The 20,852-nt window shown below is 63.4% G+C and carries 14 protein-coding genes; 5 read left to right on the forward strand and 9 right to left on the reverse strand.

Annotation, left to right across the window (positions count from 1 at the left end):
- Positions 1-37 precede the first annotated feature (37 nt).
- Entirely contained in the window at positions 38-1,090 is a 1,053-nt protein-coding gene (locus LB558_RS04690; RefSeq protein WP_224696449.1) for a substrate-binding domain-containing protein, read from the forward strand.
- 73 nt (positions 1,091-1,163) lie between these two features.
- Here LB558_RS04690 and LB558_RS04695 read toward each other — a convergent pair whose 3' ends face one another.
- From LB558_RS04695 to LB558_RS04710, 4 genes are all read right to left on the reverse strand, one after another.
- The gene (locus tag LB558_RS04695) at positions 1,164-1,451 is read right to left on the reverse strand and encodes a type II toxin-antitoxin system RelE/ParE family toxin (RefSeq protein WP_224696450.1); all 288 of its coding nucleotides are present in this window, start codon (positions 1,449-1,451) and stop codon (positions 1,164-1,166) included.
- On the reverse strand, positions 1,444-1,704 hold the full coding sequence (locus LB558_RS04700) for a type II toxin-antitoxin system ParD family antitoxin (protein ID WP_412033439.1): 261 nt from the start codon (positions 1,702-1,704) through the stop codon (positions 1,444-1,446). Before LB558_RS04700 ends, LB558_RS04695 begins: the two co-directional genes overlap by 8 nt.
- A gap of 110 nt (positions 1,705-1,814) precedes the next feature.
- The gene (locus tag LB558_RS04705; protein WP_224696452.1) at positions 1,815-3,869 is read right to left on the reverse strand and encodes a bifunctional aldolase/short-chain dehydrogenase; all 2,055 of its coding nucleotides are present in this window, start codon (positions 3,867-3,869) and stop codon (positions 1,815-1,817) included.
- A gap of 90 nt (positions 3,870-3,959) precedes the next feature.
- Positions 3,960-4,925 (reverse strand): sugar-binding transcriptional regulator, encoded by a 966-nt coding sequence (locus LB558_RS04710; RefSeq protein WP_127255213.1) that lies wholly within the window; start codon positions 4,923-4,925, stop codon positions 3,960-3,962.
- Positions 4,926-5,114: 189 nt separating this feature from the next.
- On the opposite strand from LB558_RS04710, the gene LB558_RS04715 reads away from it, so the two are divergent.
- The 4 genes from LB558_RS04715 (at position 5,115) to LB558_RS04730 (ending at position 12,166) form a co-directional block, all read left to right on the forward strand.
- Positions 5,115-6,755, forward strand: coding sequence for an acyl-CoA synthetase (locus tag LB558_RS04715; RefSeq protein ID WP_224696453.1), 1,641 nt, complete (start codon positions 5,115-5,117; stop codon positions 6,753-6,755).
- A 251-nt stretch (positions 6,756-7,006) separates the two neighbouring features.
- On the forward strand, positions 7,007-7,612 hold the full coding sequence (locus tag LB558_RS04720) for a TetR family transcriptional regulator (protein WP_023808749.1): 606 nt from the start codon (positions 7,007-7,009) through the stop codon (positions 7,610-7,612).
- A gap of 55 nt (positions 7,613-7,667) precedes the next feature.
- Positions 7,668-8,819 carry an efflux RND transporter periplasmic adaptor subunit gene (locus tag LB558_RS04725; protein WP_224696454.1) on the forward strand — a complete coding sequence of 384 codons (1,152 nt, stop codon included), beginning with the start codon at positions 7,668-7,670 and terminating at the stop codon, positions 8,817-8,819.
- A 200-nt stretch (positions 8,820-9,019) separates the two neighbouring features.
- Positions 9,020-12,166 (forward strand): efflux RND transporter permease subunit, encoded by a 3,147-nt coding sequence (locus LB558_RS04730; RefSeq protein WP_224696455.1) that lies wholly within the window; start codon positions 9,020-9,022, stop codon positions 12,164-12,166.
- Positions 12,167-12,235: 69 nt separating this feature from the next.
- Here the strand turns inward: LB558_RS04730 and LB558_RS04735 are convergent, their stop codons facing one another.
- From LB558_RS04735 to LB558_RS04755, 5 genes are all read right to left on the reverse strand, one after another.
- Positions 12,236-13,945, reverse strand: a complete 1,710-nt coding sequence (locus LB558_RS04735) for an APC family permease (protein ID WP_224696456.1) — start codon at positions 13,943-13,945, stop codon at positions 12,236-12,238.
- A 392-nt stretch (positions 13,946-14,337) separates the two neighbouring features.
- The gene (locus LB558_RS04740) at positions 14,338-16,707 is read right to left on the reverse strand and encodes a DUF1989 domain-containing protein (RefSeq protein WP_224696457.1); all 2,370 of its coding nucleotides are present in this window, start codon (positions 16,705-16,707) and stop codon (positions 14,338-14,340) included.
- Between the two features lie 262 nt (positions 16,708-16,969).
- Positions 16,970-17,599: a sarcosine oxidase subunit gamma gene (locus LB558_RS04745; RefSeq protein ID WP_224696458.1), complete on the reverse strand. Its 630-nt coding sequence runs from the start codon at positions 17,597-17,599 to the stop codon at positions 16,970-16,972.
- Entirely contained in the window at positions 17,592-20,573 is a 2,982-nt protein-coding gene (locus tag LB558_RS04750; RefSeq protein WP_224696459.1) for a sarcosine oxidase subunit alpha, read from the reverse strand. Before LB558_RS04750 ends, LB558_RS04745 begins: the two co-directional genes overlap by 8 nt.
- Positions 20,573-20,848, reverse strand: a complete 276-nt coding sequence (locus LB558_RS04755) for a sarcosine oxidase subunit delta (protein WP_224696460.1) — start codon at positions 20,846-20,848, stop codon at positions 20,573-20,575. Before LB558_RS04755 ends, LB558_RS04750 begins: the two co-directional genes overlap by 1 nt.
- Positions 20,849-20,852 lie beyond the last annotated feature (4 nt).

Genomic DNA, 20,852 nt, shown 5'->3' on the forward strand with positions numbered 1-20,852 from the left:
CAGGATTTTGGGTTCAACAAGAGTGGAGGAAAACAAAGTGAGCATTACAAGAAGACTTCTGGGGAAGGTGGCGCTCGGATTGGCCGGCGCAACCATGCTGATGCAGTTCCCGGCGCTGGCCGCGGACAAGCCGGCGCCTTTCGACAAGCCCGGCGTCAAGATCGCGCTGGTGCGCTATCTCTCGACCGGCGACTTCTTCCAGGCCTATCTCTCGGGCGTCGAGGCGCAGTCGAAGGAGCTCGGCATCGATCTGCGCGTGCTCGACAGCCGCCAGGATGCTGCGCTTCAGTCCGACATGGTCGACCAGGCCATCGCTCTCGGCGTGCAGGGCATCATTATCCAGCACGGCCTGACGGAATCGATGAAGGACGCCGCCCAGCGCGCGGTCGACGCCGGCATCAAGGTGGTGGCTTTCGACGTCAATGTCGAAAACCCCAAGATCCCGCAGATCGAACAGTCCGATCGCGACCTGGCCCGCCTCGCGCTCGAGCAGGCGGTCAAGGACAATGGCGAGAGCTGGGACGCCGGCTATGTCTATGTCGCCGGCATCGCGCCGCTCGACCGCCGCAACGAGACCTGGGTCGACGTGAAGAAGAAGTATGCCGGCATCAAGGAAGTCGCGATGTTCGGTACGCTCGACAATCCGATCGCCAACTCCGTCGCCAACCAGGCGCGTTCGGTGCTGACGGCGCATCCCGACATCAAGGTGATGTTCGCTCCCTATGACGAATTCGCCAAGGGCGTGAAGATCGCCGTCGACGAAGCGGGCTTGAACAAGGGCATCAAGATCTATTCGGCCGATATCTCGACGTCCGATATCGCCGCGATGCGCGAGCCCGACAGCGCCTGGGCCGCGACCGCCGCGACCAACCCGGCCGTCGTCGGCCAGGTCTCGGTGCGTGCCCTGGCGCAGTTGCTGGCCGGTGAAGACCCCGGCCACAACGTCGTCGTGCCGCCGACGCTGATCACCCAGAAGGACCTCATCGACAAGGACATCAAGAACATGGAAGACCTGTCGGCCAAGCTGCCGCAGTTCGCCCATGCCGATGTCGCGATGCCGGCCTGGATGCCGAACCCGAACGCCAAGTAATTTTGGCTTCTGACAAGAAGGAGTGGCACTCGCGCCGCTCCTTCTCTGCCGCAAATTCTCAGCGTCCGCGGGCTTACAGCCAGTGTTCCGGATCGCGCATCCCGTGGACAATCGCCACGACCAGGACGCCATCCGACTGCGGTTCGTAAATGACGATGTAACGGCCTTCGATAAGCACACGGGCAGTTGCGCTCAAATCGGGCCGGGCTGCGCCCATCCTGGAGTGCTGAGCCGCCAATTCCACCTTGTCAAAAATGCGCATCAGCAACTTGTCCGCTGCCTTTTCATTGTCGGCAGCGATGGTGTGCCAAATGTCTCGCAAATCCTGCGAGGCGCCTGGTGTGAACCGGTATCTAGCCACGAATGCGACGTTCTGCCTTCAAACCGCGTAGGAATTTAGCGGGTTCGATTTCCATTGGCTTGCCGCTGGCCATGCCGTCGGCATAAGCCCGTTTCAAGTGCTCGAGTTCCAGGGTTCGCAATTCCTCGCGCTGCTCCCATAAACGAAGGGCATCGCGAACAATCTCGCTATTGGAAGCATATCCCCCGCCTTCGATGGCGCTTTGCAGGCGAGCGGCCTGCTGCGCGGTGAGGGATATCGTCAGGGTACGCATAGGCTCGGTTTTCATTCCAGGCCTCATACCATGTCTAACAAGAATTAACAATCTTTGTTAGGCGCGGGCCTGCCCCACCCGCTGTCTCGCGGCAGCGGTGTGGCAACAAGCTACCGCATAGCCGCCGCGATATTGCCGCCATCGACCGTCGTTACGTCGGCGGTGGTGCGGTCGGCCAGCGCGTGATGCAGGAAGGCCTGCGCCACGTCCTGCGCCGTCACTTCCTGGCCGAGCAGATTGCCGGACATGTAGTCCTTTTCCGACACGCCGCGTGCGCCCGAACGGCTGGCGATCATGGCGTCGGTCAGAAGCCCTGAGCGGATGCGGTCGGCGTTGACGGCGTTCGAACGGATGCCGTGCGCGCCATAATCGAGCGCGTATTGCCTGGACAGGAACAGCGTCGCTGCCTTCGGCACGCCATAGGCGCCGAACTTCGGCCCCGGATTGACCGCCTGCTTGGAGGTGTTGAACAAAAGCACACCGCCGGTGCCCTGTTCGAGCATGATGCGCACGGCATTCTGCGCCACCGACTGGTGGGCGAAGAAGTTGAGCTCGAAACTCCTGCGCAAAAGTGCATCGTCGAGCTCGCCGATGCGGCCTTCCCACGCCGCCCCTGCATTGGACACCAGGATGTCGACACCGCCGAACACGGCGACCGCTTTGTCGAAGGCGGCGCGCACCTGGGCCGGGTCGGTGATGTCGGCGGCGACGCCGATCGAATTGTTGCCGGCCCTCTTCGCGGCGTCAGTGGCCTTTTCGGCATCGAGATCGACGACGACGGCATGGGCGCCATTGTCGGCGAACAGTTTTGCCGTCGCCGCGCCGATCGCACCAGCGCCGCCGGTGATCAGCACCACCTGGCCGGTCAGCGGCTTCGGCTTGTTGGAAGCGAGCTTGGCCTGCTCCAGCGACCAGTATTCGAGCGGGAACAGATCGGCCTTGGAGAGCGGATGGAAACGGCCGACCGCCTCGGCGCCGCGCACCGCCTCGATCCACATCTCGCCGACATCAGACGCGATCCTCGCGTCCTTCAGCGTGCGGCCGTGGCCGAACATGCCAAGGCCCGGCACCAGGGTCAGCCGCGGCATCTGGTCGAGCATGGTGCGCTTGACGTCGTCGAGCGCATCATTGGTCTCGAAATAGGCGCGGTAGTCCTTGGCGAAGGCGTCGACATGGCTCTTGATCACCGCCTTGTAGTCGCCCGCCTTGTCGGCATCCGGCGCCGGCAGCGCCATCGGCCCGGTCTTGATACGGATCGACAGATCGGGCGTCGACACGCCACGCCCGGCAAGGTCGGCAATCTCGGAGGAATTGATGAAATCGACGATGGCATTCGAAGTGCGGAAGTCAGAGATCATGCGGTCGAAGCGGCCTTCGCCGCGCGACACCGCCACCGCGCCACGCAGCATCGGCGCGATGGACGCCGGTGTCGCGAGCTTCGCCGGCAAGGCTGCCTTTGCCGCCTTCGGCTTGCCGCTTGCGGCAATGAAGTCCTCGGCGACGTTCACATAGTGGATCATCCGGTCGTAGGCCTGTTTGGCGTCGTCGCCGAAGGTGAAGATGCCATGCTTGTCGAGGATCAACCCTTCGACATCAGGGTCGGCATCGAAGATGTCGGCCGCCGCCTTGGCGAGATCGAAGCCGGGCATGATGTAGGGCACGTAACCCATCTTGCTGCCGAAAACCGTCTTCACCAGCGGCTTGGAGTCCTCCTGGTCGACGATGGCCAGGATGGCGGTCGAGTGCGTGTGGTCGACGAATTTGTGCGGCAGGAAGGCATGCAGCAGCGTCTCGACCGACGGGTTGGGCGAGGACGGATCGATGAGGTTGACGCGTTGCAGGGCAACCATGTCCTCGTCGGCCAGCCTGTTCAGCGCGCGCGCCTTGAGCAGCGGCTTGAGCTTGACCGCCGGCAGGCCCTGCGGCTCGATGACGCCCATGTCCCAGCCGCTGCCCTTGACGCACAGCACGTCCCACTGGTCACCGACGAGGTCGGTTGCCGTCGTCTTGCACGAGGTGTTGCCGCCGCCATGCAGCACCAGCCGTGGTTCGCCCCCGAGCAGCCGGGTCGTGTAGACGCGCAGTGCCAGGTCGCGGCCGACACCTTTTTTCGCGTAGTCGGCGACGAGTTTTTCGGCTGCTTCGTCATTCCACAAATTCTTCATGTTCGCTTCGTCCGGTTGCTGTCTTTGATGGTGAAACAGGAATGCCGCGACGCTTTGATGACAATGCGCCAGCGACGGAGAGGGGATTTCCTAGGAGGCCTTTTCTGTCGTGGCAGCCGCATGATCCAGGAGCCGCTGCGCCATGCGCGCGCCGACCACCAGATGCGTGCAAAGGCCGCCGGCGATCGCCGCGAGCAGCGGTTCGAACTTGCTGTCCTCCTGCACCACCACCAACCGCCTGGCGATGGCGCGCAGCGAGGCAAGCTCGGCGGAGATCACCCGCCTGTTATAACTGCAGTCGAGCACCTTGCCCTCGGCGTCTATGATCTGCCCGGCGATCACGCCGGCAGCACCTTGGCTGCGCAAATCCGCCATTTCACTTGGCGTCAGCGCGCCGCATTTGACCAGATGGCTGTCGGCGTCGACCGCGCCGACCGAGTACAGCGCCAGATCGCATTCGCTGACACCCGACAATTGTTCCCGGATCACTGGCTCGGCACGCAGCGCACGCGCGAGTTCTTCCGTAGACAGCACCAGCGGCGCGTAGAAATTGAGCCCCTTGGCGTTGAGCCGCCGCGCGATTTCCATGGTGCATTGGTCGGGGCGATAGGAATAAGGCGCGCCGAGATTGCCGCAGAGCTGCACCACCGTGACATCCTGCAGATCGGCATAGGACATGACGTCGGCGATCATGTAGACGGTGCGGCCCCAGGCGACGCCGATGCGGTCGCCCTTCTTGACCAGTTCGAGAAAGACGCTCGCCGCCAGCACGGCGATTTCCGTCGACGGGTCGGCAATATGATCATTCTCCGGTGCGATCCAGACGGCGTCGAGGCTCAACGCATCCTCGAGCTTGCGCGCCAGAACGTCGTCGGTGAAAAGCTGGGTCGAGGTCGAGATGTTGACGATGCCGGTTTCGCGCGCCTTGCGCAGATACATGGCGACTGAGGCACGGGAAATGTTAAGCTGGCTCGCCACCTGATCCTGCCGCAGGCCATGGGCATAGTAGAGCCAGGCGGCCTTGTGGATGAGTTGTTCTGCCGGTCGGATCGCCATGCCGTCTCCTCGGCTGACATTATTCACGGCTCTCGACAAAAGTCAAACTGGGGAAGGGTGTGCGATCCCCCTGCGTCCAGAGAATCTGGATCATCATTGTGCCAAATGGGCTCTATCGTGGCATCGTTGATGGTGACGCGGCCCGAACCTGTGATTAGAACGTCTGAAAGAAAACGCGGGGAGCATGGGATGGGCAATCCTTACGAACAGGATCTCGACAAGAACGCGGCCAACCATCAGCCGCTGACACCGCTCACCTATCTGGAGCGCGCGGCCAAGACCTATCCCGACCATATCGCCATCATCCATGGCCGCCAGCGCATCGACTATCGCACCTTCTGGCAACGGTCGCTGAAGCTTGCCTCGGCGCTCGACAGGCGCGGCATCGGCAAGGGCGACACCATCACCGTCATGCTGTCCAACACGCCGCCGATGCTGGAGGCGCATTTCGGTGTGCCGATGACCAAGGCGGTGCTGCATTCGCTCAACACCCGCCTCGATGCCGCGGTCGTCGCCTTCCAGCTCGATCATGCCGAGACCAAGGTGCTGATCGTCGACCGCGAATTTGCGGGCGTCGTCAAGCAGGCCCTGGAACTGGCCAAGGTGAAGCCGCTGGTCATCGACTATGACGATCCGGAATACGCCGCCGACGCGCCGTATCCGAAAGGCGAGCGGATTGGCTCGCTCGACTATGAGGACTTCGTCGCTGGCGGCGACGAGGATTTCGCCTGGTCGATGCCCGATGATGAGTGGGACGCCATCTCGCTGAACTACACTTCCGGAACAACAGGCAATCCGAAGGGCGTCGTCTACCACCATCGCGGTGCCGCGCTGATGGCCTACACCAACACCATTCATGCGGGCATGGCCAAGCACGCCGTCTATCTCTGGACGCTGCCGATGTTCCACTGCAATGGCTGGTGCTTTCCCTGGACGCTCGCCGTCCAGGCCGGCACCCATATCTGCCTGCGCTGGGTGCGGCCGAAGCCGATCTATGACGCCATCGCCGATCACGGCGTCACCCATCTGTGCGGCGCGCCGGTCGTCATGTCGGTGCTGATCAATGCCAGGGACGAGGACAAGCGCGCATTTCCACAGACGGTCACTTTCAATACGGCCGCAGCACCCCCGCCGGAAGCGGTGCTATCCGGGATGGCGGATGCCGGATTTGCAGTGACCCATCTCTACGGCCTGACCGAGACCTACGGCCCGGCGGTCGTCAACGAATGGCATGGCGCGTGGGACGATCTCGAAAAGGGCGAGCGCAGCGCCAGGAAGGCGCGGCAGGGCGTGCGCTATGCAGCGCTCGAAGGCCTGACTGTCATGGATCCCGAAACGATGCGGACGACACCGGCCGATGGTGAGACCATCGGCGAGGTCATGTTCCGCGGCAACATCGTCATGAAAGGTTATCTGAAGAACCGCAAGGCGAGCGACGAAGCGTTTGCCGGCGGCTGGTTCCATTCCGGCGATCTTGGCGTCATGCACCCCGACGGCTATATCCAGCTCAAGGACCGCTCCAAGGACATCATCATCTCCGGTGGCGAGAACATTTCCTCTATCGAGGTCGAGGACGCGCTCTACAAGCACCCGTCGGTTGCCTCTTGCGGCGTCGTCGCCAGGCCCGACGACAAATGGGGCGAGGTGCCTGTTGCCTATGTCGAGCTGAAGCCCGGCAAGGCGGCGACCGAGGCCGAGATCATCGAGCACTGTCGCGCGCTGCTTGCCCGGTTCAAAGTGCCGAAGGCGGTGATCTTCGCCGAAATCCCGAAGACCTCGACCGGCAAGATCCAGAAATTCCGGCTGCGGGAAATGGCGAGGGGGACTTAGGCCCCGTCGCTGCTCTCCTCCAGTTACGACTTTTGCGATTAGCTAGCAAAAAGCCTCCGCGAATTCGTCATCCCAGTTCTGCGCCGCGTCGCTCCGCTCTAGGAAGACGAAGTGCGTGACGACCTCCGCCCGTCCCTGTCACCATCTGTCACCATTCGTACGTGTATATTGAATCCGCATTGACAGGTCGCTCTTTTCAATTTACGGGTGACGAAAATCGAAATTCGTCACTCGTAAATCGATAGAGGATCATGTCCGAAGCCGCCACCATAGTCGCCGAAGCCGCCCGACAAGAAAATGTAACGCGCATTCTCGATTGCGCCGAGCGCCTGTTCCGGCACTATGGCTACGGCAAGACCAATGTCGCCGACATCGCGCGTGAACTCGGCATGTCGCCGGCCAATATCTACCGTTTCTTCGCCTCCAAGGTCGAAATCCACCAAGCCGTCTGCGGCCGGATGCTCGGTGCCAGCTACAAGATGGCCTACGAGATCTCGCGCCTGCCGATCAGCGCCGAGGAGCGCCTCCGGCGTTACGTGCATGCGCAATACAAGATGACGATGGAGGTCATGCTCGACGACCAGAAGGTCCACGAGATGGTCATCGTCGCCCTCGAACGGGACTGGGGTGTGATCGACAAGCATGTCGACAGCATTCACGACCTGTTTGCGGAAATCATTCGTGATGGCATCGAGGCCGGTGAGTTCAGAAAACAGGATCCGGTGATCGCGTCTCGCTGTTTCGGCGCCGCGACCGTCATCCTGTGTCATCCGCAGATGGTGGCGCAGTGCCTTGCCAAGACCAACCGGGCAATGCCTGACGACCTTATCGACTATGCAATCAAGGCCTTGAAGTAGCCTCCGCCCACCGGGCGCCGGTTCAATGATTCATCTCCATTTCGGGAGTACGCGCGTGTCTTCGTTCAGTTCAATCATCAGCAGGCTGCCGGCTGTAGGCCCGGTGCTGCTTGTCACCGCCACTCTCGGGCTTGCCGGCTGCAGCCAGGAAAAAGCCGAAGTCAAGGATATCATCCGTCCGGTCAAGGTTGTCGAGATCGCGAAGGCGCATGACACCCGCATGCTCTCCTATTCCGGCTCGGTGCGGGCCCGCACCGAGAGCGCTCTGGCGTTCCGCGTCAATGGCAAGATCACCGAGCGCCTCGTCGATATCGGCCAGCATGTGGCCTCGGGCGATGTGCTGGCCCGCATCGATCCCATTGACTACGATCTTTCGGTCAAGAGCGCGCAGGCAGCGCTCGATGCCGCCGAGCGGCAGGTCGAGACCGTGGAGCTTGCCCGCAAGCGTGCAGAGCAGCTTTTTGCCAAGAATTTTGCCCCGAAATCGCAGCTCGAACAGGCGACCTTGACGTATGACCAAGCCGTCGCCACCCGTGATTCCGCCCTCTCGACACTTGCTCAGGCGAAGAATCAGGTCGGTTATACCGATCTCAAGGCCGACAGGGATGGCATCGTGACCACGGTCAGCGCCGACGTCGGCCAGGTGGTCGGTTCCGGCACGCCGGTTGTCACTGTCGCCGTCGACGGCGAAAAGGAAGTGCTGATCGCCGTCCCGGAAATGGAAATCGCCGAATTCAAGCCGGGCAAAGCCGTCAAGGCGGGCTTCTGGTCCGACGATGCGCTGGCGCTCGATGGAAAGGTCCGCGAAGTCGCCGGCAGCGCCGATCCGCAGTCACGCACCTTTGCCGTCCGTGTCAGCCTGCCCAACGATCCGCGTGTGCTGCTCGGCATGACCGCCAGCATCGAAGCCTCGACGGCCAATGAGCGGCAGCTGGTCTCGATCCCGCTGAGCGCACTGGCCGAGCAAGGTACCCAATCGATCGTCTGGACCGTCGATCGTGGCGCCGACACCGTTCATGCCCGTCCGATCAAGGTTGCCGAGTTCGCCGCCGATGGCGTGCGTGTCGCAGAGGGTTTGAAACCCGGCGATGTCGTGGTCGCCGCCGGAACGCAATTCATGACCGAAAACCTGAAAGTGAAGCTCGCCGGCGATACGGCGCTGCAATCGGCATCCGCGGCAGACGGCGACGCCAAGCAGGTGCGCTGACGACAGACAACCGGCTGCGCGTTCCCGCAGTCGCTGGTTTCCGGGCGGCAGGCGCCCGACCGAGACGCTCGATTGATGTAACCCCCACATCGATTTCGCGTCCCACCGCGATGAGTGCTTCTCCGCTCGGAGAGCCTTGCCGCCCGGAAGCCACTACGAACCCTCGATTTTGTTTGCGCTAGATAGATGGACCAGCATCGATGACCAATTCCACGGAAGAGAAGCGGCCCTTCAACCTGTCGCGCTGGGCAATCGGCCATCCCGCCATTGCGCGGTTCCTGTTCGGCCTGATCATCATTTCCGGCGCGCTCGGCCTGATGCGCATGGGCCAGAAGGAAGATCCCGATTTCACCTTCCGGGTCATGGTCGTTCAGGCAATCTGGCCGGGCTCCTCGATCAAGGAGATGGAAGACCAGGTCGTCAACAAGATCGAACGCAAGCTGCAGGAAACGCCGCATCTCGATTTCGTGCGCTCCTTCACCCGCGCCGGCAGCGCCATCATCACGGTGCAGATCAAGGGCGACACCAACACCGCCGAGGTGACCGACGCCTTCTACCAGGTGCGCAAGAAGGTCGGTGATATCCAGGGCGACCTGCCGCAGGGCCTGCTCGGCCCGTATTTCAACGACGAATTCGGCGACACCTTCATCACCCTGCATTCGATCAGCGGCGATGGCTTCAGCTATCCCGAGCTGAAGAAGTTCGCTATCCAGGCGCGCGACATGCTTTTGACGACGCCCGGCGTCGAGAAGGCCGTCATCATCGGCGACCAGCCGGAAAAGCTCTATGTCGACGTTTCGTCCAAGGCGCTCGCGGAACGCGGCCTGACGCTGACCGATCTGCAGAATGCGATCAAGGGACAGAACAATGTCGACCCGGCCGGCTCCGTCGATACCGGCACCAACTCGGTGCGCATTTCCGTCGAGGGCGACGTCGGCAAGGTCGAGGATATCAGGAACCTGCGCCTGCGTGCCGGCGGTCAGGTCACAAGGCTGGGCGACATCGCCACCGTGACCGCGGGGCTGGAAGATCCGTTCCAGCGCAAATACCGCTTCAACGGTCACGACAGCGTGCAGTTGGGCGTCGTCATGGCCAAGGGCTTCAAGGTTACCGACGTCGGCAAGGATGTCGAGGCCACCTACAAGCGCTTCGAGGAGGCGCTGCCCTACGGCGTTTCGGTCGACCAGATCTCCGACCAGCCGGGCGTCGTCACCGATGCGGTGGCGGAGTTCATGCATGCGCTTGGCGAAGCGTTGCTGATCGTGCTCGTCGTCTCGTTCCTGTCGATCGGTTGGCGTTCCGGCCTGGTCATCGCCATCGCCATCCCGCTGGTGCTGGCTGCGACTTTCGCCATCATGTACGAGCTCGGCATCGACCTGCAGCGCATCTCGCTCGGCGCGCTGATCATCGCGCTCGGCCTCCTGGTCGACGACGCGATGATCGTCGTCGAGATGATGGAGCGCAAGCTGGAGGAGGGGATGGTCAAGGTCGAGGCGGCGAGCTTCGCCTATTCCTCGACCGCCTTCCCGATGCTGACCGGCACGCTGATCACCACGGCTGGCTTCATTCCGGTCGGCTTCGCGGCCTCGACCGCCGGCGAATATGTCCGCACCCTGTTCTATGTCGTTGGCATCGCGCTGATCGTCTCCTGGTTCGTCGCGGTCTATTTCACGCCATGGCTCGGCAACATGATCCTCAAGCAGCGCAAGCATGCCGGCAGCCATCACGATGTCTTCGACACGCGTTTCTACCGCCGGCTTCGTGCTACCGTCAGCTGGGCCGTGCGCCATCGCATCATCGTCCTGGTGATGACGCTGGTCACCTTCGGCACCAGCCTGTGGGCTTTCCAGTTCATTCCGCAGAACTTCTTCCCGCAATCGTCGCGGCCGGAAATCCTCGTCGACCTCTGGCTGCCGGAAGGCACCAGCGTCAAGGAAGTCGAGGCGCAGGCCAAGGCGCTCGAGACCAGGATGATGGACGACAAGGACAAGCGTTTCATCGCCACCTATATCGGCGAGGGCGCGCCGCGCTTCTTCCTGCCGCTCGACCAGCAGCTGAGCAACCCCAACTTTGCCCAGCTGCTCGTCATGGCCAATGACGAACCGGCTCGCGAACGTCTGATCGTCAAGTTGCGCACCGTCCTGGCGCAAGACTTCCCGTCCATCCGCGCCAAGGTCGATCGTCTGTTCCTCGGCCCGCCGACCGGCTGGCCGGTGCAGATGCGCGTCATGGGGCCGGATCGCCAGGAGGTGCGCCGCATCGCCGACCAGGTGAAGGCGAAGTTCCGTGAGGATCCGCTGCTTGGCGCCGTGCATGATGACTGGCTGGAGCCGGTTCCGGCGATGAAGCTGGTCATCGACCAGGATCGTGCCCGCGCGCTCGGCGTCACCTCGCAGCGCATCCGCCAGATGCTGCAGGCGACGATGTCCGGCGCGCCGCTCGACGACTTCCGCGACGGCGAGGAGACGGTGTCCATCGTCGCCCGCGAGCCGGATGCCAGCCGCAGCCTGCTGTCCTCGGTCGACTCGGTCTATATCCCGACCGACTTCGGCGGCTTCGTGCCGCTGTCGCAGGTGGCCAAGGTGGTGCCGGTGCTGGAGCAAGGCATCGAGTGGCGCCGCGACCGTCTGCCGACCATCAGTGTGCGTGCGACGCTGCCTGACGGCGTGCAGTCCAATGACGTCGTCACCAAACTGTACAAGGATATGCAGGGCCTGCGTGACGGATTGGCGCCCGGTTACAAGATCGAGATCCAGGGCGGTGCGGAGGATTCGGCGGAAAGCCAGGCTTCCATCGCCGCCAAGGCGCCGATCATGCTGGCCGTCATCGTCGTGCTCCTGATGATCCAACTGCAGAACTTCGGCAAGGCGATGCTGGTGCTGGCGACCGGTCCGCTTGGCATTATCGGTGCTGCCGCGGCACTCTTGATCAGCGGCGCGCCGTTCGGCTTCGTCGCCATTCTCGGCGTCATCGCGCTGCTCGGCATCATCATGCGCAACTCGATCATCCTGGTCGACCAGATCGACCAGGACATCGCTGCGGGCATGGACCGCTACGAGGCGATCATCGGTTCGGCCGTGCGCCGTTTCCGGCCGATCACGCTGACGGCGCTGACGGCGGTGCTCGCGCTGATCCCGATCTCGCGCGGCGTCTTCTGGGGACCGCTCGCCTACGCCATGATGGGCGGCATCTTGGTTGCCACGGTGCTGACCATCCTGGTCCTGCCGGCCGGTTACGCCCTGTTCTTCGGCCGGGAGCCGAAGAAGCGCGGGGCGGAGGGGCGGACGGACGATCTGGAACTCAGCCAAGAAGCCGAAAAGCCGCAACTGGCCCTGGCCGCCGAATAGATCGATCACGCCAGTCGAAAAAGGATCGGGCGCGCCGAAGCGCGCCCGATCCTTTACATTTTTATGAGGTCAGATGACGAAGAACCAGTTGGCGAGCAGCATCACCACCACGCCGGCGACCAGCGTCAGATAGGGCAGCATGCCCGCCTTCTTGACCGAGAGGTCGGCCCCCGTCATGCCGAGATCAGCCAGCATGTGGTCGGGGAACTTGCCCTTGTCCTGGATGTAGTGGCGGAAGCAGAACACCGGGATGATCAAGGCCGCGGTGATCAGGCCAGCCCACAGCGCCATCGGATTCCACACCTTGGCGCCCGCGCCCATGAAGATCGCGTTGACATAGGCAAAGATCGCCCCGAGCCCAAGCAGCCAGCTCGGCGCCTTCCAGGGCCGTGCGATATGGCCGTTGTCAATGCGGTGGATCCAGCCGGCGTTGAGGTTGAGGAAATTGAAGATGATGTAGCCGCAGTTCGACACGGCGAGGATGAAGAAGAAGCTCGTCGCGTCGGCCGAGGCGATGGCCAGCACGATAAGGTTGAAGACGAGATCGGTCCACATTGCCCGTGTCGGTGCGCCATGTTCGTTGACATGGCTGAGATAGCGCGGCAGCCAGCCATCGACCGAGCCCTGGTAGAGCGTACGCGAAGAGCCGGCCATGGCCGTCATGATGCACAGCACCAGCGCCAGGATCATCAGCATCACCAAGAGGCTGTGGATCAGCGCCCCGCCGCCGACCATGCCGGCCAGCGCGTCGGCGACACCGGAGCCGTCGACGATCGGAGTCGCCAGCATGCCGTTGAGGCCAAGCACGCCCTGGAAGGTGAACGGCACCAGGATGAACAGCAGCATGCACAAAAGGCCGGAATAGAAGATGGCCTTGAACGTGTCGGTGCCGGGGTTCTTGAACTCCGAAGTATAGCAGACGGCGGTCTCGAAACCGTAGGTCGACCAGGCGGCGATGAACATGCCGCCAAGCACCAGCGTCCAGCCGGCGATGTTCCAGGCACCGGGCTCGGGCACATAGGCGGCGGCCAGCGGCACCAGCGGCGAAAAATTCGCCCAGTTGATCTGGCCGGTGACGATCGGCACCACGCCGACGATCAGCATCGGGATGATGACCAGCAGGCCGATATATTTCTGCACATTGGCCGTGCCGAGGATGCCGCGATGCTGGATGGCGAAGATGATCAGCATCAGCACCGCGCCGATGAAGAAGGTCGCGTTGAAGGTGAAGGAGACCGGTCCCAGCGTGTGGCTGTAAAGCGTCCAGTTGCGGATTGCCGGCGTCGCCGCGGCGGTCACCGCTGTGATGGCGTCGGCGGCACTCGTCCCGGCATGCGCCGCGATATAGGCGACGACATCCGGCGAGGCGTCAGTGAACAGCGGCACCGGCGCCAGCGCGTTGAGAATGTAAGCGGCGGCGATCGAGCAGCCGAGCGACAGCACCGGCGACCAGGCGAACCAGTTGCACCAGACCGACAGCGGCGCGATGAACTTGGAATAGCGCAGCCAGGCGGTGGCGCCGTAGATCGACGCGCCGCCCGACTTGTTTGGAAACAGGCCGGCGATTTCGGCATAGGTGAAGGATTGCAGGAAGCCCATGATCATGGAGAAGATCCAGATCGCGAAGGCCAGCGTGCCGGTCGTGCCGGCAATGCCGCCGATCGAGAACAGGACGAGGGCAGGCACGCCGCTCGCCACCCAGAAGGCGCCGCGCCAGTCGATATTTCGGTGCAACTTGCCTTCGGCAAGCGGCTCCAGGGCAGTTACTATCGTGCTCATATGTCTTTGTTCCCCATTTTGATGTTCCCCGTTCGTGACGGCCGCGGCTTCGCGAGGCTTCACCATCGACGCATGCATTTGTCGACTGCCGGTGTTTCCACTCAGTCGTATTTTTTTCTTAACAGTGAAGATTGATCCGGCGCGCTTTCACGTCAAGCGATTTGTCGCGCCGTGCACATCACGCTTGCGAAACATGTCAGCTTCACACTGCCGCGGGCGGGATTGTTCGGAAAAGGATCAGGGGTCTGGAAACGAAAAACCCGCCGGAGGCGGGTCGCGGCGCAAGTCGGCACCACGGACGAATATGTAGCATAGCTGCCCTCAGCAGGTCAAGAAAAAATTCCTATCACGGACTGCCAGCACGGCCTCACTGTCTTGGGAGAGGAGGGCAGTCAGGAACGTGGTTTGGTCTTTTGCGGATCGTAGTGGGCGAAGGCGACGACGCGCGCCGGCAGCCGCTTGGCATGGCCGTCGAGTTTGCCGATCTCGACCTCGGTGCCAATGGCCGAATGGGTGACGTCGAGCCTGGCCAGGGCAATGGTTTTGTTCAGCGCGGGCGAGCGCATGCCCGACGTGACGACGCCGATCTGGGCGCGGCCGACATGCACGCAATCGCCATGGCCGACGTCGACATTGGCTTCGATGTCGAGGCCGACCAGCTTCGTCTGCGGGTGCTCCTTGCGGCGGATCAGCGCCTCGCGGCCGATGAAATCGTCGGTCTTGCTCTTCAGCGGCACGGTGAAGCCGATGCCGGCCTCGAACGGATCGGTCTGGTCGGAGAATTCATAGCCGGCAAAGATCAGCCCGGCCTCGATGCGCACCATGTCCAGCGCCTGCAGCCCCATCGGCTTCAGCCCATGCGGCTGGCCGGCCTCCCAGATGGCGTCGAAGACTTTTTCGGCGTCGCGCGGATGGCACCAGATCTCGTAGCCGAGCTCGCCGGTGTAGCCGGTGCGCGAGACGACGACCGGGATGCCGTTGCCGCCACCGATGCGGGCGACGGCGAAGCGGAACCATTCGAGTTCGTCGATCGACGGCTGTAGCGGCGAGGTCCAGATCACATCTCTGAGGATGTCGCGGCTCTTCGGACCCTGCACGGCGACATTGTGCATCTGGTCGGTGGAGGAACGCACCAGCACGTTGAGGCCGAGTTTCGCCGCCGTTTCGCGCAGCCACTCGCCGGACAGATCGTCGCCGCCGACCCAGCGGAAATTGTCCCTGCCGAGCCGCAGCAGCGTGCCGTCATCGATCATGCCGCCGTGCTCGTAGCACATGGCCGAGTAGACCACCTGGCCGACGCCAAGCTTCTTGACGTCGCGGGTCAGCGTGTATTGCAGCAGCGCCTCGGAATCCGGGCCGGTGACCTCGAACTTGCGCAGCGGCGACAGATCCATGATCACCGCCTCCTGCCGGCAGGCCCAGTATTCGGCGATCGGCCCGTCCTTGGCGAAGGAATTGGCGAGCCAATAGCCCTTATACTCGACGAAGTTACGGGTGTGCTTGGCAAAGCTCGAATGAAAAGCTGTCTCGCGGGTCATTTTCGGTTCCGAATCGGGCGTCATGCGTCTAGCGATCGCTCGCGAGAATTTGTGCTGGCCGGAATAGGTCCGCACATGGATGTCGGTCGGGTTCCAGCCATTGGCCGGCGTCGTGTCGTCGGGGCAGGCGGAGGAAACGCAGACGATGTCGGTGAGCGCCCTGAGCAGCACATAGTCGCCCGGCCGCGACCATGGCTCATCGGACACCATGACGCCATGCGCGTCGATCGCCGTGTTGAAGAAGAAGTTGATCGCCATCCAGCCCGCGCGCGGCGTGACGCCCTTGTCCGCCAGCGCACGGTTGAAGTTCTCCGAGCAGTTGATGTGGCCGGGATAGCCGATGTCGTCGTAATATTTGGCCGCGCAGGCGAGCGCGAAGGCGTCGTGCCGGCCGCATGTGTCCTGCACCACCTCGACCAGCGGCTCCATGTCCTGGTCATAGTATTTGGAATGCAGGCCGGGCATCGGGTAGCTCGCACCCATCAGCGTGCGCGTCGTCGTCACGTCGAGTGGATGATCCAGGCCCTTGTCCAGCTTACGCGCCGAAAAGCACTGGAAATCGGTGCACTGGCGCCCGTCGACATCGATGATCTGCAGATAGTCGCCCGCCCTAACGAAATAGGCCTCCGCCGTCGCCGAATGGACGCGCAAATCGAGCACCGGGTCGGCCAGCGGGTCGGCCAACAGCGATTTCGCCGCCGGACGGATCGTGGCGCGGCGGACGATGGCGGTCAGCGGCGTCGCTGTATCGTGGCCATCGACCAGCATCGGACCTCCGGGGGCCGCAATCAGCATCGCGCCGTCGCGTGCGACAGTGAAAGCCTGCTCGGTACCAGCCGGCGTCGCTGCGCCGAAAACGCGCACCGCCTTGGCATGGTCAAGCTGCACTTGCCGGCGCGCGAGCCCGCTCCGTAGGGATGCGAGGCTGTCGTCACTCTCTATGAGCAGCGCCTTGATGCCGGCAGCGTTGCTGTTCGATGCTTCCCCAAAAATGCCGGGATCGGTCGCGCCTGTCTTGTCCCAGGCCAGCAGCTCGCAGGCCTGGCCACCCTCGACATTGCGCACGGTGATCGTGTCGCCGGCCTCGATATCGATGAGCACCGCGCCATTGCCCTGGATCGTATAACGCTCCATGCCCGGCGGCAGCGCGATCTGGCCGGGCCTCAGGATGAGGCTCGGCCGGGGCGGTCCGGCAGCAATTGCGGGGTAGGGCGACTGGCTCATCTCAGCCTTGCGGTTCGAGAAACAAGTTTGCCTGTGTGTGAAATTATTTTAGCTGCAAGAATAGCAGTGCGCGTGCGTTTGGCAAGGCGAAGGCCCTACTTCCCTTCTCCCCCTGTGGGAGAAGGTGGATCGGCGCGCAGCGCCGAGACGGTTGAGGGGTGCGTGACGGAGTACCGTCCTTGCCAAGCTGGAACACCCCTCATCCGACCTCGCTTCGCGAGGCCACCTTCTCCCGCAAGGGGAGAAGGGAAGGCACGCGACGCTATGCCAATTCCTCGGAATGCCCGATCTCAATTCCATATTCGGCACCCGCATCAAGCATCGTATGCCAAAGGCTCTCGGCAAACGTCGCAAACACCAGAATGTTGAACACTACTTGCCCGTCCGGCCGATCGCCGCCGCGCCAGAGCGTGACGCTGGTGTGATCCATCAACGTCGCAGCGGCGGCACCAATCGGAAACGAGGCAGCATGCAGGTCGATCGACGACAGCTTGGCGAGCATGGCGCGCGCCTGGATTCCGGAGACGCTGATCAACGCGCGTGCATGTGATTGATCCGACAACGAGGCAGACCCGGACAATGCAGGCGCCAGCGTGTCCATCGCGTGCTTGCCGCCCTTCGACAGCACGAAAAACTGATCCGCTCCCGACCAGATCAGCGTCGCATCCGCCGCGCCGATTGCCGTCGGCGCATCCGGTGGCGCAACGCCGAAGCGGGCCTTGGCCGCTTTCGCCAGATCGGCCGCCTTACCGCGCCGCGCCATCACCTGGACGAGATCGAAGTTGCGGATCTCGGTCAGCGAGACGCCGGCCTCGATACCGCGTGCACCATGCGCACCGGTGACAAGCGCCTTTTCTAGCGGACTGCGAGGAGTCCAGGAAAAATCAACCACGCTGGCGCCCTCCATCCGGGTCGTAGAAGACGGGATTGCAGAGTTCGACATCGTAGTCTTCGCCGCGCAATGGATCATGCGCATGGACGATCTCGCCGATGCGCTCGCGGCCGCGTTCGACAAGCGCGAGCCCGATCCACTGATCCAGTGTCGGCGAGAAGCAGACCGAGGTGACATAGCCCTGGTCGTTGCCGGGGCCGGGCGTCTGCCCCTTCGGGATGATGTGTGCGCCGGAGCGCAGCCGGCGTGCCTTGTTGACCGGTTTGATGCCGACAACGATCTGGCGATCCGGCGCCACCAGCGCCTCACGTCCGGCCATGACGCGGCCGATATAATCCTTCTTGGTCGACATCATCTTGCCGAGGCCGAGATCGGCCGCCGTCGTCGTGCCGCTCAGTTCCGGTCCGGCGATGTGGCCCTTTTCGACGCGCATGACGCCGAGCGCCTCGGTGCCGTAGGGCGTCACGCCGAATGGCGCTCCGGCCAGCATCAGATTGCGCGCCATGGCATCGCCAAAGCGCGCCGGTACCGAAATCTCGAACGCCATCTCGCCTGAGAACGAGATGCGGAACAGCCGCGCCTTGAGGCCGCCGCGCAATGTCACTTCGCGTGCGCCCATGAACGGAAAACCTTCATTGGAAAGGTCTTCGGCGGGGTCGACAATTTCCCTGAGCAGGTCCCGCGTCTTCGGTCCGGCAATCGAGAACTGCGCCCATTGGTCGGACACCGAGGTCAACTGCACGTCGAGTTCCGGGAACAGCACCTGCCGGCAGAATTCGAGATGCTGCATCACCAGTCCGGCCTTGGCCGTGGTGGTGGTCAGGAAATAGTGGTCCTCGGCCAGACGCGACGTGGTGCCGTCGTCATAGACGATGCCGTCCTCGCGCAGCATCAGCCCGTAGCGGGCTTTGCCCACCGCAAGACTGGAAAAGGTGTTGATGTAGACGCGGTCGAGGAAGGCGCCGGCATCGGGGCCGTGCACGTCGATCTTGCCCAGCGTCGAGACATCGCAGAAACCGACGCCGCCGCGCACCGCCTTGACCTCGCGGGTCACCGATTCCAGCCAGTCCTTCTCGCCGGCGCGCGGGTACCATTGCGCCCGCTTCCACAGGCCGGTGTCGACGAAGACAGCACCCTGCTCCACGGCCCAGTGATGCGACGGCGTCAGCCGAGTCGCATGGAAAGTCTCGTCGCGGTGATGGCCGGCGAAGGCGCCGATGGCGACCGGCACGTAAGGAGGCCGATAGATCGTCGTGCCGGTCTCGGGGATCGAACGGCCGCTGACCGCAGCCATGATGGCGAGGCCGGCGACATTCGAGGTCTTGCCCTGGTCGGTGGCCATACCGAGCGTCGTGTAGCGCTTCAGGTGCTCGACCGATTCAAAGCCCTCGCGCTGGGCGAGTTCGATGTCTGATGCTGTCACGTCATGCTGGTAGTCGACAAAAGCCTTGCCCTTGCCGGCGGCATGCCAGAGCGGCGTCAGCGAAAAAGCCTCGTCGTCGGCGGCAGGCGCGGTACCGACTGCGCCGCTATGTCCCGTGTCATGCGCCGCTGCCGCGCCGGCGGCAAATCCCTGGCTCAGGCAGGCGCCGAGGCCGAAATCGCCATTGGCGGCGCCTGCGGCGACCATGCCGGGAGGCGCGCCATCGGGCACGAAGGCGGCAATGTCGTCACGCCATTTCGGTCGGCCGCGATGATACGAGGTCAGCCCGACCGCCGGGTTCCAGCCGCCGGAGACGGCGAGGCCGTCGGCTTCGACCTCGGCACGCGCGCCGCCGGTGAGCGAGACCGCGATTTTCCTGACGCCATCCTTGCCGCCATCGACGCCGCTGACGGAACCGTGCAGCACCGGGAAGCCGCCCTTGGAGGCCAGCGAACGATGCGCCGGCGATACTTCGGGCCGTGCATCGATGACCGCCGCGATCTGCAGGCCGGCACCGAGTGCCGTCTCGACCGTGCGCCAGCCATCCTCGTTATTGGTGAACAGCGCGATGCGTTTGGCCGGCGTTGCGGCGTAGCGCGCGACATAGGTGCGCATGGCGGACGCCATCATCACACCGGGCGTGTCGTTGCCGGCGAAAACGATCGGCCGTTCGATGGCGCCGGCCGCGACGACGCAGCGCTTGGCCACGATCCGCCACAGGCGCTGGCGCACCTGGTGCTCGGGCGGTGAGGGCAGGTGGTCGTTGACCCGCTCGATCGCGCCATAGGTGCCGCCATCATAGACGCCGAACAGCGTCGTGCGGGTCATGATGCGGACATCAGGCATTGCCGCGAGCTCGTCCAACGTCTTCGAAAGCCATGCGGCAGCCGGCAGGCCGTCTATGGTGCCGCCGTCCGACAGCAGACGGCCGCCGAGCGTGAAATCTTCCTCGCACAGGATGACGCGGGCGCCTGCGCGGCCGGCGGCAAGCGCTGCCGCCAGCCCGGCCGGGCCGGAGCCGGCGATCAGCACATCGCAATGTGCCCATGCCTTGTCGTAGTGGTCGGGATCGGCAAGGCCGGCGGCACGGCCAAGGCCGGCGGCACGGCGGATCGCCGGCTCGTAGATCGCTTCCCAGAATTTCGCCGGCCACATGAAGGTCTTGTAGTAGAAGCCGGCAACGAAGATCGGCGCGAACAGCTGGTTGACCGACATCACGTCATGGCGCAGCGACGGCCAGCGGTTCTGGCTGGCGGCCTCGAGCCCGTCATAGAGTTCGGCCGTCGTCGCCTTGGTGTTCGGCTCGCGCCGTGCGCCGGTGCGCAACTCGACCAGCGCGTTGGGTTCTTCCGAGCCGGATGTCAGAATGCCGCGCGGGCGGTGGTATTTGAACGAGCGGCCGACCAGCTTGACGCCGTTGGCGATCAGCGCCGATGCGAGCGTGTCGCCCTGGAAACCGGAGAAAGCCTTGCCGTCGAAACGGAAGTTCAGTGGTGCCGAGCGGTCGACAAGGCCGCCATTACCGAGCCGGTGTGTCTGCGCGCCGGCCATCACGCGTCAACCTTCGCAGCGCCGGCGCCCGCCGCCGGTTCGACAGAAGAAATCTCGTGCGTCAGCGTGTTGCGGGTGACCTTCAGCCAGGCCCGGCAACCACCGCCATGGTACCAGTATTCGCTGGTCGCGCCGGCGACATTGTCGCGCAGATAGACATAGTCGAAGACCTCGTCTTCCGAGGCGCCGGCTTCGGGCCGCACAGGCTTGGCGTCGCCGAGATAGGTGAACTCGCCGAGTTCCCGTTCGCCGCAGAAAGGACAGACAATCCGCATTTTC

The organism is Mesorhizobium sp. CO1-1-8 (genome assembly GCF_020164875.1).
Lineage (GTDB): Bacteria > Pseudomonadota > Alphaproteobacteria > Rhizobiales > Rhizobiaceae > Mesorhizobium.

Excerpts from the sequence above, each read along its gene's own strand:
- LB558_RS04700 (WP_412033439.1), bottom strand. The coding sequence starts at position 1,704 with ATGCGTACCCTGACGATATCCCTCACCGCGCAGCAGGCCGCTCGCCTG.
- LB558_RS04705 (WP_224696452.1), bottom strand. The coding sequence starts at position 3,869 with ATGAAGAATTTGTGGAATGACGAAGCAGCCGAAAAACTCGTCGCCGAC.
- LB558_RS04710 (WP_127255213.1), bottom strand. The coding sequence starts at position 4,925 with ATGGCGATCCGACCGGCAGAACAACTCATCCACAAGGCCGCCTGGCTC.
- LB558_RS04715 (WP_224696453.1), top strand. The coding sequence starts at position 5,115 with ATGGGCAATCCTTACGAACAGGATCTCGACAAGAACGCGGCCAACCAT.
- LB558_RS04720 (WP_023808749.1), top strand. The coding sequence starts at position 7,007 with ATGTCCGAAGCCGCCACCATAGTCGCCGAAGCCGCCCGACAAGAAAAT.
- LB558_RS04730 (WP_224696455.1), top strand. The coding sequence starts at position 9,020 with ATGACCAATTCCACGGAAGAGAAGCGGCCCTTCAACCTGTCGCGCTGG.
- LB558_RS04735 (WP_224696456.1), bottom strand. The coding sequence starts at position 13,945 with ATGAGCACGATAGTAACTGCCCTGGAGCCGCTTGCCGAAGGCAAGTTG.
- LB558_RS04740 (WP_224696457.1), bottom strand. The coding sequence starts at position 16,707 with ATGAGCCAGTCGCCCTACCCCGCAATTGCTGCCGGACCGCCCCGGCCG.
- LB558_RS04750 (WP_224696459.1), bottom strand. The coding sequence starts at position 20,573 with ATGGCCGGCGCGCAGACACACCGGCTCGGTAATGGCGGCCTTGTCGAC.
- LB558_RS04755 (WP_224696460.1), bottom strand. The coding sequence starts at position 20,848 with ATGCGGATTGTCTGTCCTTTCTGCGGCGAACGGGAACTCGGCGAGTTC.